13 protein-coding genes are annotated in these 16114 nt (G+C 72.0%); 2 read left to right on the forward strand and 11 right to left on the reverse strand.

The features are described from left to right. Positions 1 to 117: 117 nt before the first annotated feature. From IE271_RS33995 to IE271_RS34040, 10 genes are all read right to left on the reverse strand, one after another. Positions 118 to 1035 carry a replication-relaxation family protein gene (locus tag IE271_RS33995; RefSeq protein WP_190194340.1) on the reverse strand — a complete coding sequence of 306 codons (918 nt, stop codon included), beginning with the start codon at positions 1033 to 1035 and terminating at the stop codon, positions 118 to 120. Next, positions 1032 to 3683, reverse strand: a complete 2652-nt coding sequence (locus tag IE271_RS34000) for an ATP/GTP-binding protein (protein WP_229919743.1) — start codon at positions 3681 to 3683, stop codon at positions 1032 to 1034. Before IE271_RS34000 ends, IE271_RS33995 begins: the two co-directional genes overlap by 4 nt. Further along, complete coding sequence (locus IE271_RS34005) at positions 3659 to 4120, reverse strand: hypothetical protein (protein WP_229919744.1); 462 nt, start codon at positions 4118 to 4120, stop codon at positions 3659 to 3661. Before IE271_RS34005 ends, IE271_RS34000 begins: the two co-directional genes overlap by 25 nt. A gap of 194 nt (positions 4121 to 4314) precedes the next feature. Beyond that, positions 4315 to 5469 carry a C40 family peptidase gene (locus IE271_RS34010; protein ID WP_229919745.1) on the reverse strand — a complete coding sequence of 385 codons (1155 nt, stop codon included), beginning with the start codon at positions 5467 to 5469 and terminating at the stop codon, positions 4315 to 4317. Continuing rightward, complete coding sequence (locus tag IE271_RS34015; RefSeq protein ID WP_229919746.1) at positions 5466 to 8255, reverse strand: hypothetical protein; 2790 nt, start codon at positions 8253 to 8255, stop codon at positions 5466 to 5468. Before IE271_RS34015 ends, IE271_RS34010 begins: the two co-directional genes overlap by 4 nt. After that, on the reverse strand, positions 8255 to 8638 hold the full coding sequence (locus tag IE271_RS34020; RefSeq protein WP_190194342.1) for a hypothetical protein: 384 nt from the start codon (positions 8636 to 8638) through the stop codon (positions 8255 to 8257). Before IE271_RS34020 ends, IE271_RS34015 begins: the two co-directional genes overlap by 1 nt. Continuing rightward, entirely contained in the window at positions 8635 to 11325 is a 2691-nt protein-coding gene (locus IE271_RS34025; protein WP_190194343.1) for an ATP-binding protein, read from the reverse strand. The genes IE271_RS34020 and IE271_RS34025 overlap by 4 nt, the downstream gene beginning before the upstream one ends. Beyond that, entirely contained in the window at positions 11325 to 11906 is a 582-nt protein-coding gene (locus IE271_RS34030) for a hypothetical protein (RefSeq protein ID WP_190194344.1), read from the reverse strand. Before IE271_RS34030 ends, IE271_RS34025 begins: the two co-directional genes overlap by 1 nt. After that, positions 11903 to 12244 carry a hypothetical protein gene (locus IE271_RS34035; RefSeq protein ID WP_190194345.1) on the reverse strand — a complete coding sequence of 114 codons (342 nt, stop codon included), beginning with the start codon at positions 12242 to 12244 and terminating at the stop codon, positions 11903 to 11905. Before IE271_RS34035 ends, IE271_RS34030 begins: the two co-directional genes overlap by 4 nt. Further along, the gene (locus IE271_RS34040) at positions 12241 to 13185 is read right to left on the reverse strand and encodes a conjugal transfer protein (protein WP_229919748.1); all 945 of its coding nucleotides are present in this window, start codon (positions 13183 to 13185) and stop codon (positions 12241 to 12243) included. Before IE271_RS34040 ends, IE271_RS34035 begins: the two co-directional genes overlap by 4 nt. Before the next feature lie 483 nt (positions 13186 to 13668). Here IE271_RS34040 and IE271_RS34045 point away from each other — a divergent pair, with 483 nt between their 5' ends. Together IE271_RS34045 and IE271_RS34050 are read left to right on the forward strand one after the other, a co-directional pair. Then, complete coding sequence (locus IE271_RS34045) at positions 13669 to 14334, forward strand: hypothetical protein (protein ID WP_229919749.1); 666 nt, start codon at positions 13669 to 13671, stop codon at positions 14332 to 14334. A gap of 112 nt (positions 14335 to 14446) precedes the next feature. Beyond that, positions 14447 to 15055, forward strand: coding sequence for a hypothetical protein (locus IE271_RS34050; RefSeq protein WP_190194346.1), 609 nt, complete (start codon positions 14447 to 14449; stop codon positions 15053 to 15055). Between the two features lie 178 nt (positions 15056 to 15233). Here the strand turns inward: IE271_RS34050 and IE271_RS34055 are convergent, their stop codons facing one another. Continuing rightward, on the reverse strand, positions 15234 to 15938 hold the full coding sequence (locus tag IE271_RS34055; RefSeq protein WP_190194347.1) for a hypothetical protein: 705 nt from the start codon (positions 15936 to 15938) through the stop codon (positions 15234 to 15236). Between the last annotated feature and the right edge of the window lie 176 nt (positions 15939 to 16114).

Consider the following 16114-nt stretch of genomic DNA (forward strand, 5'->3'; position numbering starts at 1 on the left):
TCGTTGAGCTTAGACACCCCAATGATCACGAAGCCCGTGCCTGCTCTGCTATGCACTCCAACCGGTCACAGCCCGACCCAGCCGCACGACTCCGGAACTTGACCAAGCCCTGCAGCCTTACAGCTGTGTCCATGAGCGTGAGGAACCGCCGCGTAGCGGCGCCCATACGTCGCCGGACGCGCCGTGGACTTCGAGGTCCTCCAGGACCGCAGCGCCCAGCGGCACCTGCCGGGCCATCGCCGCGACCAGCGGGTGCTGTTCCACCATGGCCTGCAGGTCGCTGATCCGGTGGTTGAGCACCTTGCGGGAGGCGCCCGTCAACACGAACAGCACCCGGGGGAAGACGGGATACCAGCGCAGCCAGATCAAACCCGCCCCGGCCGGCTGCTGCCGGGCCCGGTGCCGGCCTGCGGACTGCGGCACGTAGGTCCACAGCCGCGCGTACTCGATCAGCTTCGTGGCGAGCCGCTCGCTGCCCATGGTGGCGCGGTCGACCTCGACGAAGGCGCGCAGCTTGGTGCGCTCCTCTTCGACGCGGGTGTAGTGCAGGACGGCGTCCGCGATGATCCGTTCGCCGTCGGCGAGTGGGTGGGAGACCTCTGGGGTCCAGTCCAGGTAGCCGTGTTCGTCACCGCGCTTGCGGGCGTCGGTGACGAAGGCGAGATGGGTGCGGAGCACGGTCAGGGTGTGCGAGGTCTTCAGCGAGGCGGCCGTGGCCGAGCTGACCGGGTAGGGCGGCCTGCCGCGCAGCGGGGGAAAGTCCCGGGTCAGGCGGGTGCCCTCGCCGGTCAGGAACCAGGCACGGGTACGGCCCGCACGTGCCAGCACGGTGAAGTCGACCAGACCCTGCCTGCGCAGTCGGTTCAAGGGCGCGGAGATGGTCTGCCGCGCCGCGGCGGGTCGCAGCAGGTCGTGGAGCTGGGTGGTGGTGGCCATCCGGTGCTGGCCGAGCGCGGTCAGCAGCTGGTGCGACAGTGGCTCAGCGAGGGCCGGTTGGATCTCGGGCGACGTGGTGGACCGAACGTGGGTGGTCACTGGTACCTCTTCTTTCTGCGGTGATCGGTCGGCGTGCCGCCGGCAGCGGACGTGGCGCAGACGCCCTCGGTGAGAAAGCGGCTCAACGGATCGGGCTGGTCATCGCGCTGGTCGTCGGTCGGGTCGGCGTGCGGGTGCAGTGGTCGGGCCTTGGCCAGCGCCTGGGCGGTCCGCTCCGCAGCGGCTGCTTGCCCGGGGCGGGCCAGGTGGGCGAAGACGGCGTCCAAGTGCGGGCCGGTGATCTTTACGGGGCCGATGCGGCGGCCTTGGACGGTGAACGACATGTAGTGCTCGAACCGGTCCAGCGCCGCCACCACGTCCGCGCCGGGCTGATCGCCCCACTCCGCGGTGATAGGTGAGATGGCCGCCGTCGAGCCGGCGGTGGAGGCGAGCGTGGAGGCGTTCTGCACCAGCGACAGGCGCACCGCCAGCGGCAGCCGGGCCAGCAGCTGGGTCATGCCGTGCACCTGGACCTTGTACTTGCGGAAGTCCTCGAACATCGCCGCGATCGTTCCCGGTGCCGCCCCGGTCAGGGTGATCAGCTCGTCGAAGTAGGCGCGGAAGGGCACCCGCTGCTCCTCGGGGGTGTCCCGGCGCGAGCGCCCCGCCCGCAGCAGGTCCCGGGCCAGCAGCGCGGTCAGCAGCCGGTCGGTGGGCCCGTTGCCGCCCGGGCACACCCACACCACCATCCGGGAGTCCATCGCGGCGCGGATGTTGTAGGTGCCCACCGGCCGGCTGAGGAAGGCCCGGGTGACCGGGCTGGAGGCCAGGCGCGCGATCGGGTTGAGGACGACCGCGAACGCCTCCGGCAGCAGGGTGGGGAAGACCGTGTGCCACCACGAGCGGGTCTCCTCCTCCAGCTGCTCCTCCACCGCTGCCAGCGCTGCGGTGCGGAAGTCCTGCTCGGTGAGCAGCGCCCGCACATGGAAGATCGTCGTCTGGGCTTCCGGCCGGCCGGCCCGGCAGGCGGCCGAATTGAGGGCGACCAGGACGGTGACCGCGGCGGTGAGGATGGTCAGGGCGCGCGGAGCGCTGGCATCGTCCCAGCCCAGTGCGGAGGCGAAGCCGTCACCGACGGCTTCGACGACCTCGTGCGCCACCTGGCCCTGGTGCATGCCCAGCGGATTCCACGAGCTGACCTGCGGGTTCGGGCCGCTGGCGTTGAGGTCGATGAGCGCGATGCGCTGGGCGAGGTGGTCGTGGGCCAAGAACGGCAGGGCGCGGGGCCAGGAGTCGCGGTGCGGGTCGACGAACAGCAGGCCGCCACCGGCGTGCGCCCATGCGATGGCCTGCGCCAGCGCGCGTTCGGTCTTGCCGCCGCCGGCCTTGCCCACCCCGACCTCGAACAGCGTCTCCTTGGCGTAGGTGGCGACCAGCCGCGCATGTCCGTCGGGGCCGTAATAGATGCCCTGCAGCAGCAGGTCCGGGTCTTCGAAGGAGAAGGTGGGCAGGTCCCCGGCCAACAGCGGCAGCCGGCAGTGCACCGTGGGCGGCTTGAGCAGCCCGGTCAGCTCGTCCAGCCGCATCCAGTTGGCGCGCGGCGGCTGGCAGTGCCCCAGCTTCCAGCGGCGCTCGAAACCGCGGCGGCTGGGCCAGCGGTCGGCGCCGAACCGCCACGGACCCACCAGCAGACCGCGCATCGCCCACCGCGACTCGCCGCCGAACACGTCGAAGGCCGCCTGCAGCTGGGACAACCGGGCGTGCGCACGGCCCTCGACATTGGAGGCGCACAGCACCAACAGCTGCACCCGCACCAGGTGGTCGTCGGCGGCCAACTTGCCGAGCGCCTGCTCCGGATCGACCCGGCGCGGGGTGGGCGGCATGACCAGACGGCCTCCACCCCCGCGCTGCTTGCCGCCGGCCAGTTGCTGCAGTTGCCACAGCAGGGAGTCCTCGATGCCGGTGGCGTCCTGGCGCACCCAGCGGGCCGCCCGCTGCGCCTCTTTGCGCTCCCGGCGCCGCGCCACACCGAGCAACTGCATGCGCCGCGACCTGAGCGACCACTTGGGGGCGCGCTGGATCGACAGCCGTATGTCCGCCAGATCCCCCAGCTCCGCCCGCATGTCCGAGACGGCGTCGACCAGCGGTTGCAACGGGTCGGGCTCCAGCGGCACCTCCCGCAGGGACGCGGTGGGATTGCCGCGCAGGATGAACTCCGCCCGCACCACGTGCTCGCGCGGCTTGTCCACGATGGGCCGGCCCTTCTTCACCGTCACCTGCGGGCCGAACGGGGTGATGGACAGCAGCCGCTGCGCGCCGGCCGGGCCCTCGATGCGGTAGCGCAGTGGGCTGGAGCCGTCCGCGCGCAGCCGGATCTGCACCGCCTTGGCCCGGCGCGGCGCCCACCACGGCATGCTCGTGGAGGCCCGGGCCAGCTGCACGCCGCGGCGGAAGATCTCCTCCAGGTCCGGCTCGAAGTGCCGGGTGGGGATCAGCTCCAGCGCCATCCGCTCGGCCGAGGCCCGCACCGCCAGCTGCCGCACCACCAGCTCGCCCGCTCCCCACAGGGTTACGACGGTCAGGGCGGGCACGTACCAGTGGGTGAGCAGCCAGCCGACGATGTGGACGATCCCGGCGAGCAGGTCGAGGACCTGCCCGTACGGCAGGGCGCTGGGCAGTCCGGTCAAGTGCGGGGTTGCGGCTTCCACGCGGAGGCTCCTTTCTTCGGCGAGGAGGTGCGGGTGAAGTGGAGATCGGTGATGCGGTTGTCGGTGTAGGTGCCGCCGCGGTCGGCTCCGGCCCACACCAGGTGCACCACCGCCCGGTCCGGCCCGCCGTCCTGACGGGCGATGGCGGCCTGGACGCGGAAGCGGGAGGTGGCGAACGCCGGGGCTACGGCCTGGGCGGTGTCGGTGAAAAGCGCGGGCCACTGCTCGCGTCCGATGCCGGTGGCGTCCGCGCGCAGCAGTGCGCGGCCGGCCTCGAGCAACTGGCGTTCGTCGGCCGCGGGCAGGTCGGCCGGCCAGGCTTCCTCCAGCGCCTGCTGGATGGCCCGGTCGCCTGCCGCGCCCTCGCCGTGCGGCGGCAGCGCCGACGCCGTGGCCTGCCGGGCCGGTGCACTGCCCGTGCTGGCTTCGGACGGCACGCCGACCGGTGACCGGCGTGGGGTAACTCCTGTCTTCGACGGCGTAGGCAGCGGGGCTGCACGCTGCGCCGGTGGCGCCGGTGCCGACGAAGAGGTTTCCCGGCCGGAGGGCAGTGCCAGCAGCAGGGCGCCGACGGCTGCCAGGACGACGGCGGTCAAAAGCAGCAGCCGCGGTGAACGCGTGGGAGGCGGGGTCATAGAAGGCGGGCTCCTCCCGCGTAGCCGGACATGGCGTCGACGGGGTCCAGGCGTACGACTGCGCCGGGGCGGGGTGCGTTGATCATCTGGCCGCCGCCGGCGTAGATGCCGACGTGGTAGATCGTGGCGTCCAGTCCGGGGGCGTAGGCGTAGAAGACCAGGTCGCCGGGCTTGAGGGCTTTGGTGCCGTGGCTGGCGGGGATGCGCCGGCCCACGGAGGCCTGGTCGGCGGCCAGCCGCGGCAGCTGGATGCCGGCCTGGGCGTAGGCGTAGACCGTGAGCCCTGAACAGTCGAAGCCGACGACCCTCTCGCCGTGCTGCCCGCCCGGCGAGCAGCAGATGCCGGTCGATTTGCCGTGGGCGTTGCCGCCGCCCCAGGAGTAGGGGACACCGCGCTGGGAGAGCGCGGCCTCGAGAACGGTGCGGACGGTGCCGGTGACATGGGCCAGGTCGGTGCCCTTGGCGGCCGCGGTGTACTGGTCGATCCAGCCGCGCACATTGGCCAGGTACTCGCCGGAGTGGTTGTACTGCAGGATGGCGGCCTTCAGCTGAGCGTCCTTGGCCAGGTCGCGGCCGTTGCCGCACAGGTAGACGGCGGCACCCAGCGCGGCATCGTCTGCGTTGTGCGGATCAGCTCGCTTGTCTCCATTGCCGTCCTTGCCGACGTCCTCCCAGGTGGAGGGCAGGAACTGGAACGGGCCGATGGCGCGCTCGCCGCGGGCGGTGCCGTCCCAGCGCCCGCCGTCGGTGTCGGAGAAGACGGTGGTGTTGCCGCCGGCGCCGGAGCCGTTGAGGAGCACGCCGTAGATCCTGGGACGGATGTCACCGGCATCGGTGACGGAGCGGCCGGCGGCGTGATCAGACTCCACCTTGGCGATGCCGGCCAGGATCGGCCAGCGCATGCCCCGGCATTGGGGCACGTGCCGGCCGACCTTGGTGACCGCGTTCTTGTAGGCGGCGAGCATCTGCGGCGGGATGTCGGCCGCGCTGCCGCCCTCGGCGATCCCGTCGTTCTGCGCGGCCAGCTGCTGGGCGACGGCCGCGCTGATCGCGCTGGTGACGGGGGCGGCGCAGCACACGGCGGCGAACAGCAGCACCATTACGCCACAGCCCCACTTGGCCGTCCGGCCGCGGCGGCGGATTCGGCTCACGGCTCCTCACCGCCCTCGCTGTCCTGCGCAGCGCGCGGTTCGCGCCTGCGTCCCTCGCGCAGCTCGTCCAGCAGGCGCTGGCGGGTCTCGGGATCACCGCCGCCCAACCTCTCGATGACCCGCCGCCGCAGCTCCATAGGGTCGTGCGTCACCCGGCGCGACTCGAAGGACTCCGCTGACGTGCCGTTGTCGGAGTCCTCCGGCGGCCGGGCGGCAAGCGGCCGGGGAGTGGACGGCCGGCGTGTGGGAGCGGGCGGGCGCGGCGAGGGCGGCCGAGGAGCAGGAGCGGGTGCGGGCCGGGGAGCAGGGGCGGGCGGGCGTGTGCTGCCGGCACCGGCCGTACCGGTACCGGCGGCCGGCGGCCGCGCCCAGGACGTCGCGCCGGTACGGGGCGTGGTGGGCAGGCGGCCGGTGAAGGGCCCTGGACCGCTGCGGTCGTCGTTGTTCTCCCGCACCACCCGGGACAGATGCTGACCGGCCTGGCTCCAGCCGCGGGCGTCCTCGCGCACGGTGTTGCGCCACACCCGCACCTGCTGGCGGGCGTCCTGGGTGTAGCGCGAGCGGGCCTGTCTGGCTTGGCGTGCGCTGGCGGGCAGGCCGAGGGTGGCCCCGTAGGCGAGGCGGCCGCCGCGGTGCAGGATGCGGTAGCCGCGCAGCCGCACCAGATGGTTGTGGGCGCGGGTGGACAGCAGGGCGGGGTCCTTGTTCAGGTCGTGCAGCACCTGCCCGGTGTCGCGGTCGACGATCTCGCCGTCCTCGTTGCGGTACCGGTCCGCCGGCCCGCGCGGCCGCAGCGGACCGCCCCCGCCCGAACCACTGCCCGCAGAACCTTCGCCGTCTCCACCGCCGGCCTCACCATCGACACCGGTCGGCTTTTGCCACGTGGCCAACTGCTCCGGACTGGGCCGCCGGCCGATCAACAGCCCGTACGCGCCCTTGACGCCCAGCCGCGCCCCCAGCCCCGCGACGGCGGCCGCACCGGTAAGGGGTGCGAGACCACGCCCGGCTTCGGCGGTGGCGTCGGAAAGTATCCGGCCGGTGTCCACCGGCATGCCCGCCCCGTCGACCAGCGAGGACAGGGCCCCCATCAGCCGGTGGCGGGTACCGAGCACGCCGTAGCGGCCGCCGCCGGCGCCGGTGAAGGTGCGCAGGCTGCCGCCGTAGCCACCGGAGGCGGTGGCAGAAGTCATGGCGAGCGCGGCCCCCAGCTCGGGAGTATCGCCGGGCATGTGAGTGCCGCCCACCTTGGCGTAGCGCATCCGCATGGCCATGCGCCGGCCGAAGGTGGAGATGCCGGTGAGCAGGCGGCGGTGCCCGGCCGCGCCCGCGATGGCCAGCACGTCCAGCAACAGGATGCGCTCCACCATCAGATCGGGGCCGTCCGTGATGGTGGCGTCGACGGCGATGCCGAAGAAGGACACGAACGCGCAGACGGCGACCATGGCCAGCATGGCGATGCCCCACAGCGACAGCCACTTCCACACCGTCTGGCGCGGCGGCCCGGGCAGCATGCCCGCGATCAAAGCGACGCCGCCCGCGGCGGCCGCGGCCGCGCACACGCCCTGGGTGCCCAGCAGCACGATTGCGCTGGAGAGCAGCATGCCGCAGATGAACAGCGCCGCCACCAGCAGCAGGGCCGCCCCGCCCACCCGCCACCAGGTGGGCTTCTCGGCGTAGGTGGCACACGCCTTGCCGACGTCGCCGGCCTTCTTCAGATCGGCCAGGAACGCGGCAAAGGACTGGTCCTCGTCGCTGACGACCGGGCTGGCCGCATCCAGCAGCTCCCCGCCCGGCGTGAGCGAGGGCAACTTGCTGTCCTGGCTGTCGCGGGCGGCGGCGCGGCGCTCGCACTCCTCCTTGACCGGACCGATGATCAGGCGGCAGGTGTCCTTGGCCTTCTCCTTGATCCGCTCCGGCGCGTAGCCACCGGTGACCCACTTCAGATGGACGGCATACGCCTGGGCGTCGGAGTCCTTGGCCGGGTCGAGGATGCGCCCGTACTGCAACAGCATGAACGGCTTGACCACCAGCGCGTTGGTGAGGGAGTCCTGCAGCGGCCGCGCGACCTGAGCTGCACTGGCCGGCCGCTCCTCCTCCAACTGCTCGCACTTGGTCTCGGCGCGGCCGGCCATGCCGTCGCACGGCTGCTTGCTGGCCAGCTTCCCGCCCCAGTCGTAGGAGTTGACCGTCTCCTTAGCGACCTCGGCCGCCACCTGCTGGGTCTGGCCCAGCGGCCCGTCGGAGGCGAGCAGGTAGTCGGGGCGCACGAACGCCGAGGCGGCGAACGCCGCGATGAGCAGAGTCAAGAACATCTCGCCCAGACCGCGACCGACACGGCCGCGCACGAGCATGAAACCGGCGAACACGAACGCCCAGGCCAGCAACAGCCCCTTGAGCCCGAGCGCGTCGACGACGACCTCGGTGTAGGCGTCGGAGACCGTCTGCGCGGGCTTGAGAAGGATCTTCAGCAGCGGGAAGCGGAACGCGAGCTCGATCGCCCACCCGGCCAGCCCCACCAGCAGCCGGATCAGGGTGAACAGCCCCGACAGCGCAAAGGCCAGAGCCTGCGTCTTGAAGCTGACGATCGAGCCGCCCTGGGCGTTCAACTCGTAGCCGTTGATCGCCACCCCTTCAGAAGAGGTGATGTTCAGCGGGGCGAGCAGATCGCCGGTCTCACTGCTGCTGCTCGCCGCGTACACGACCTGGCTGTTGACCACCACGAACACCATCGCCAGCAGCGTGGTGAGGCCGGCCGTACGCAGCAGGCTGCGGTCTGGGCGCCGCATCAGCGCCTCCTGTTCCGCACCGCGTCTCGCCACCGCCACAGCAGCAGGACCGCCAGGCCGGCAGAGGGCACAAGCACCTGCCACGCCGCGCCCGCGCCCGCTGCCCCCGCACCGGCCGTGGCGGCGCCGGCCTCGCGCAGGCAGTACCGCTGCGCGGGCCCCAGGACCAGATCGCACGGATCCCCGTCCACGGAGTGGGAAGCGGACGCAGAGACAGCGGTGGTGTCGGCGGCGAAGGCCTGCCCGGCGTGAGGCAGCCAGTTCTCCTGCAGACCCGTTCCGGCGACCAGGAGCAGCACCACGGCGGCGGTGAACAGGAGCAGGGCGCTTATCGCGGCGGCCGCGGCACGGCGCCGGTGGTGGGAGACGGTGGAAGAGGTCATGCGAGGCGTTCCTTCGGTTGCGCGTCATTCGGCGTGCTTGCTGACGTGCTCGCGTCGTGGGTGCGGCTGTGTTCGGTGCGGCGGCCCGGGGTGGTGGTGATGGCGGCGGTGATGCGGGGGATGCGGGGGATGATCGCCTTGACGCGGCCGGTGTTCTGCCGGGGTCCGGTCAGCAGGAACTCGCCTTCGCGGCCCTTGTGGCCGACCGGGGACAGCCCGGTGGTCACCATCCGCAGCAGCTCGGGGTCCTCGGGGTTGAGTCCGATGAATTCCAGGCCGCGCCGGGCGCGCTCGTGGTTGGTGGTGCGGGCCAGTGCCCGGTAGGCCATCAGACCGCGGTCGGGTCCGAGTTCCTCGGCGTCGTGGGAGCCGGCCAGCAGGCCGGCGCCGTGCTTGCGGCCGTCGTGGAGGATCTCGTGGACCAGGGCGGTGCCCTCGGCGGAGCCGGTCAGCCAGTACAGCTCGTCCAGCACCACCGCGCAGAACCGCTCGGGGTCCTCGAACGCGCTCTGCCGGGCGATGGCCGCGATCAGATACAGCACGGCCCGCCCGATCAGGGCCTCCAGCGGCTGCTGGTGCAGCACCTCGGGCTTGTCGAAGGCGGCCTTGGGCGGGAGCGTGAGCCCGGTGGTGGTGACCACGATCAGGTCCGAGGCGCCGGACGCATCGAGCTGGACCGGCGGCAGCGCCGGGTCGAACACCATCGCCGCGAGCGGATTGCTCGCCACCACCCGGATCAGCCCGGCCAGGGTGGCGGCCGCGTCCTGCCGCTTCCCCGCCTCGCCCGTGGCCATTTCCTGCAGCACGTCCAGCACCCGCCGCATCGAGGGTTCCGGGCCGGCGGCGGCCTGTTCGACGGCGTGGTGCAGGACCTCGCCGTTGGTGGACATCGGCCCGATGCCCAGCTGCAGGGTGAGGTAGGACAGCGCGTAGTGGCGTCCCGCGGCGCCGCCGAACATGCGCAGCGGGTCGATGGACACCTCTGCCTGGGCGGCGTCGATGATCTGGCAGCGGTCCTGGGCGGCGCTGCGGGCGAAGGCGGCCCATTCGCGCACCGGGGTGCGGTCGATGCAGATCGCCCTACCGCCGCGCGCCCACACCGCCTCGGTGACCAGCTTCTGCAGGACGCTCTTGCCCGCGCCCAGGTCGCCGACGATGCCCATGGACGCGCTAGCGTCCTGCTTGGGCGCATCCGCCACGTTGATCATCACCGGGCGGGTGGTGCCGCAGTCCAGATCGATCCCCAGAAACATCCCCGAGGGATCGCCGACCTCCCCGAGGGTGAAGGCGCCGCCCAGCGCCCAGTCCTCGGAGACCTGGTGCTGGGTGAACTCCCGCACCACCCCCGGCCGCACCGCCCCCGGCAACCCCAGGGTGAAGAGGGACTCCTGCAGGCCGGCCGGGCGCACGGCGCGGTAGTCGGCGCCGGACAGCAGCGCGGCCAGCGCCCTCGCCCGCGCATCGCAGATCGCCGCGGACGGCCCCCACACCGTCAGCACGGTCACCGACTGCACCTCGACCTCGACCGACGTCCGCGACAGCCGCGCGTCCAGCTCGCCCAGGTCCCGGGCGGCCTCACCGAGCGAGGCGGGCATGCCGGTGGGGCGGGCGTCGTACTGGTCGGCCTGGTCCACCAGCTCGTTCTTCTTGCGCCGCACCTGCTCGCGGGCCTTCTCCGCCGGCACCAGCGTCAGATCGACGATGTAGTCGACGGGAAAGTCCAGCGTCTCCAGCTGCGCGAACAGATCGGCCGCCTCCGCGCTGATCACCGGCGGGCACTCGGTCAGCGCCAGATGCGCCTGGTAGCCGGTGCCGGCCTCGGACTCCACCTGCAGCCAGCGCCGCCCCAGCGGCGAGGACGTCTTCAGCCGCCACCAGGACTTACGCCCCGACCGCGCAAGCTGCTCGGCGCCCTGCAGCTCGTCGACGTCGTCGAGCTCGGCGTCGACACCGCCCTCCTGCAGCCGCACCTGCCCGAGGTCGGCGTAGCTGGGGGAGCGCAGCACCCCGCCCTGCACCCGCCCCCCGTACAGGCCGCTGGTCTCGGCCTCGGCCAGCAGCGGCTCGTCCATGCCACGGTGCAGAGCGTGCTGGACGATCCACACGACCTCCGCGGGCCGAGCCGGACGAAAGGCGATCCCGCCGACCAGAGCCGCCTCCACCCGCGTGGCCTGCTCCCGGTAGGCGTTCACCTCCCGTCGCGCCACCGGCGCCGGCCGCATCCCTAGGGCCGGAGCCATCTCCGCCCACATCGAGGACAGCGACGCCCCCACCTGCCCGCCGCCCTCCCGCTGCAGAGGCACGGCCAGCCACAGCGTCCGGCGGTGCATCTCCTGCCCGTCCAGCAGATCCAGCGTCGCCTCGACGTTCTCCACCCACGGATGCACGCCCCCGCCCGATGCCTGGTCGGCCGGCTCGATGCCTTCGATCATGTGCAGCGCGACCTCCCCGGGATCGGTCTGCGCGCACAGCCCGAACAGCCGCGGCGCCCCGGACAGGGAGCGGACCAGATGCGTGACCCGGGCCAGCTGCTCATCGCGCACGGCGGCCGGTACGTAGGTGCCCTGGACGGTCTCCTCCCGGCGGCCGCGCTCATCCGGCCCCGGATGCAGGCGGTACAGCGCCCAGACGCTGCCGTGCGTGGACCACACCAGATGCCCGGCGATGTGACGGATCGGCACCCTCATCACACACCCCCCTCCTTCTGAGCAGCACGCGCGAGCAACTGCTGCACACCCGACACCGGCCGCGCACCCGCCACAGGCTGCGTCTGCGGGGAGCGCGCCTGCCGCATCCAGCGGGAAGCGGACCGGCGAGGCCTGGCCGCACGGCACGAGCTCCGGCCGGCGAGCCGAGAAGCGGCGGGCGTGGTGGCCGTGGCAGCGGCCAGCTCCTCGAGGACGAAGCCGCCGGCCAGTGGGCGCGCGGCCCGGTCGCGGGCGGCCCGCCCGCCGATCCGGCCACCGTGGGGCTGCCACAGGAGCAGCGTCCAGCCGAGTGCGGCCTGCAGCGGGGCCCGGCCCGCGATCTTCGGGCGGCGCACCGCCCAGATCGCCAGCAGCCAGGCCACCACCGGCACCGGCCCCATCCACGACCACACCGGAATTGTCTTGACCAGCACGAAGCCACCCACGACGGCCAGCGCGATCTGCGCGGGACTGTAGGGACCGAGCGGGATACGCCAGTCGGCGACCTTGCCCAGCACCCACGGATGCCGCCGGGCCGCGGTGTAGAAGCGGCTCACCCGCGCTGGCGCCGCCGCGCTCACGACACGCCTCCCGCACCGGCGGCGTCCTCACTGGCCGCCGGACTGGCGTGCTGAACGGCGCCGGGCAGGGCGGGGGCGGACTTGGAGGGGTTCTTCACCTCGTCCTGGAACATGTCCGCCAGCTCCTCGCGGGAGCCGTACAGCCCGAGCGCGATCACCATCAGCAGCAGCGCGCCGATGCCGGCCTTGAGGCTGAACTTCTGGATCATGATGACGACGACGAGGACGATCAGCCCGGCCTGCAGACCCTTGGTCGCCCAGTCCTGGAACATCGTGATCCACGAATCGCCCAGGTCGTCCAGCTGCCCGGCGAGCAGCAGCGAGTGCACCGTGTTCACGACCGGCCCCCCTTGTCCTCAGCGTTGTCGAAGGCGAGAGCGGAGATCTCCCACCGGCCGGAGCGGGCGGTGAGCGTGAGCTCGTAGCCCAGCGGCCACCGCCCCGCCTCATCTCGCGCCTCGACCTGGACCAGCACGCGCACCGTCGTGCCGCCGGCGGGCACCTGCGCGACGGCCGCGACCTCCTCAGCGGCCAGGACCTGGCCCACCGCGACCTGCTGGAACGGGGCGGGCCTGACGGCGGGCAGCTGCACGCCCGGGGCGAGGTAGCGGTCCACTGCGCCGTCACCGGCGAGATAGGCGGTGAGGAACTGCTCGACCGTCGACGTCAGATCACCGTCGGAGGGAACGTTCACCGTGTAGGGAGAGGCGGGAGCCTGGGCCCGGCCGGGGCCGGCCACCACACCGGGAGTGCCGGTGACAGTGAAGGAGGCGCCGGCGGCGTCGGCGGCCACGGGCACGGGCACGGCGAAGTAGCGCAGGCGGCCGTCGGCGTACTGCGCAGCCACCGTCACCGACCACGCCCGGCCCTCGCGTTGCGCACTGCGCACCGCGACCACCGATTCCACATCCGAGTGCGCACCCGGCGCCGTATCGGGCAGCGGGACGTCGGGGGCAAGTGACTGCGCAAGCCGCGACTGCGCACTGTCCTCGGCGTCCGCGCTGCTGCGCAGCCAGGCGCTGGCGAACAGTTGCGCATAGCCGGCCGGGTCGGCGGCCGCGGGCGCGGTGCGCACTTCGGTCGCCTTGGCCGGGGTGCTCGCCTGGACGGTGGCCGGGGCGGCCAGGGCGGTGAGGGCCAGGGCGACGGGGCCGGCCGCGATCGCGGTCCACACCGCCAGGCGGGCCCAGCCCACCCGGCGCCGCATCCGCTGCAGCCGCACCCCGGCCGCCATCACCGCACCCGGCGGCTCGTTGGGGTCCCGCGGGGCAGGAGGCATGGGCAAACTCCCAGGTCGGAAGAGGTTTTGCGTTCGACCTGAGAAAACCCGCCCGCCCAGACCAGACCACGTACCACCAAGCCCAGACCACGATCACGATGCGGACACAAAGCCGTGGTCTGCCCCGTGGTCTGGCCGACCCCAGACCAGACCATGGGCCAGACCACGGTCCGCCGGCTTGGCAACGGCTCACTGCGCACCGAGCGGGCCGCCGCGGGCCGTTGCGCACCGGACACCGCGTGCTGCTCGTCCAACCGATACAGCAGTGCGCACCCACCGGACCACACGCGAGTGCGCAGCCGCTCCTGGGGCAGTGCGCAGTCCACTGCGCATGCGTGGCGGCCGGTGCGCACTCGCGCCGGCTCATTGCGCAATGGGCCCGTGGCCCCTGCGCACTCGGGTTTGCGCAGTGCGCACCATGCGGGCGGCCGGTGCGTACGGGAGGACTGCGCAAGGGCGACCACGGCGGCCGGGGCGGCAGTGTTGTCCGATCGTGACCGGTGGTCGGGGCTGGTGGTCTGCGGTCTGGTCGCAGGCGCGCGGTGGACTGCCAGCCATGGAACGCACCCGTCCCGTGATGCCCCGGCCGCTGGAAGGACGCAGTCACATGCCGCAGAACCAGAACCCTGCACGGCCACACGGCAACCTCTACCTGCTGTTCGCGCACGAGCCGTACTACCCGGCCGGTACCGCCCAGGAGATCAACACCTCCGTGGTCGCGGCCGCTTCCCTGCTCCCCCCGACATCCGCCAGCCCGACGGCGCCCGCATCCACGACCGCCTGGCCCCCGGCCGCCGCCCGGGCGAGATCGTCCCGCTGGCCACCCTCACCCACGAACTGGGCGGCGACGCCGACTGGCCCGAGGTCGGCGACTGGGAAACCGTCATCACCGACCTGGTCCGCCTGATCCGCACCGGCCGCTGCGACGCCCTGAGCCTCGGCCTGCCCTCGATCGCCCGGGCGCTGCTGTGCACCGGCCCCTACAGCCAGGTCCGCGCCTACGACCGCACCGCCGGACAGTACCGGGCGTTCGGCCCCGCCGAGCGGGCCGAGGTTCTCGCCGGGATCGGCAGCCACCTGCTGCACAAGGAAGCCGGCCGCCCGCTGTGGCCGGGCGAAGGTCTTCTGACACCGCTCGGGCAGCACTGAAATTGTGGTCGCTTTCCTCGGTCGCAGGGCGGGAGGTGCGACACCGCACCTGATGAATAGGATCAAGGTCCGTTAGGCAATCATTACCGACTGTGACAACGAGGGGGATGGGATGAGGCGCGTCGTTACGGCGATGGCTGGAGGAGCCGCAGTCTTAGCCATTGCGGGATGCTCGTCGAGCGAGGAGGGCACGAACCGCTCGCAGGACATCAGCGCATTGCCGAAAGCCGGAGTGTCTGCGGCGGCCTTCGCTCGTACATACCAAGAGGCTGTCAACGCCCAGCAATGGCAGCGGGTATGCCAGATGCGGACCGAGAGATACCGCCACGGCACGATTAGTGCATGCGTCGAGGACCACACGGATACGACTCCGTCGGCCACTCCGTCGCCGAGCGAGAGCACGGACCCGCCCCTACGGAGGGCAGACGGCTCGATTGTCCCGCCGAAGTCGACGCCGTCCGAGAGTGGCCCGGACCGGGCCAACACCGGCCCCGTCAAGACGGGGCAGCAGGTCGCAGTGCCGGCGATTGGTGAGCATCCGGCCGGTACCGGCGTAGGCGTTGAGTACACCGTTACTTGGCCCGACAGCACCACCACCACGAAGAAGGCCCTGCGCCTGGTCAAACAGGGCGATGAGTGGCTGGTCGACCAGTCCGAAGAGATTGCCGCTTCCGACGAAGCGCACGGCAATCCGGTCCGCGACGCCTTGCTAAGAGAGTGATTCTGTCATTTGCGGCGGGAAGCAGGCGATGGCCGGTCCGCAACAGCGCGTGCTGCTGCGGGGCGTGGTGGCGAGCCACGCCATGCCGGCCATCGCTGCGGTATCCGGTCCGCACGGGATCAACAACCCATAACCGGATGCCGCGTCTGTGGGGTGGAGTAGTGCCCACCGCCGGGTGTTATTTGGCTTCGCGTGCTGCTTTCTGCTCGAGGACGCGCCGGCGGGTCCATCGGCGACGTCCCCCCTTCTCCGTCAGCGCGTCTACGGTCTTGAGGAGTGGGAGGTTTCCCTGGGAGAGGCTGCTGCTGAATGTGTTGATGCTCTTGAAACCGAGCAGGGCGGCAGCCTGCGAGGCTCCGAGCAACTCGTCAGGGTCTCCGTCGACGGGAACGTCCGGCAGAGAAGGGGTTGCGCGCTGGGCTCCGCTGCGCTTGCCGCGCCCCGGCCGGGTGGCCATCCAGTCCAGGAGAGTCTGTACGCGCCACAGCTGCCGGCGGTACGGATGCTCAGGAGTGCCGAGTTCCTCGACGACGTCCGGCTCGGGGAAGTAACCGGGGTGTTCTCGCGCGTAGGTGGTGACCTGCGTGGGGTTCTTGTAGCCGAGGAACCTGGATGCCTGGGCGGCGTTGAGCAGCTCGTTCGGGTCCTGGGCGGGCGGCTTGTGGTCCTGCAGGCGAGACAGCTTGCGCCCTGCGAACCACTTGTCCACCGCACTTTTGTCCCACTGGCGGGCGCGGCCGCGCCCGCGGACAGTGGGCAATGCTTCGGGGAAACCGTTGGTCTCCCGCTCGGCGTACAGGGCGCTGATGCGGCCAGGGCTGAGCCCGTGGTCTGCGGCGATGTCTGCAGCCTCGACGATGCGCGGTGCGGAGCGGGCAGCCATGACCTGAACGTCCCATCCATGGAGGGGAGCCGGCCTGTCCGGCTCACGTCGCTCATAATGACGTGAGTTTTATAGGGAAGTCCAGTCCGCTGGCCGACTTCAGGCAAGGAAGCTCTGCGGTTCACTCCTCCGGGAGGAGGCTGACTCCCCGGCGGGCGGCGTCTTCGGCCATGCCG

Origin of the sequence: Streptomyces minutiscleroticus (genome assembly GCF_014650875.1) — a bacterium.
GTDB lineage: Bacteria > Actinomycetota > Actinomycetes > Streptomycetales > Streptomycetaceae > Streptomyces > Streptomyces minutiscleroticus.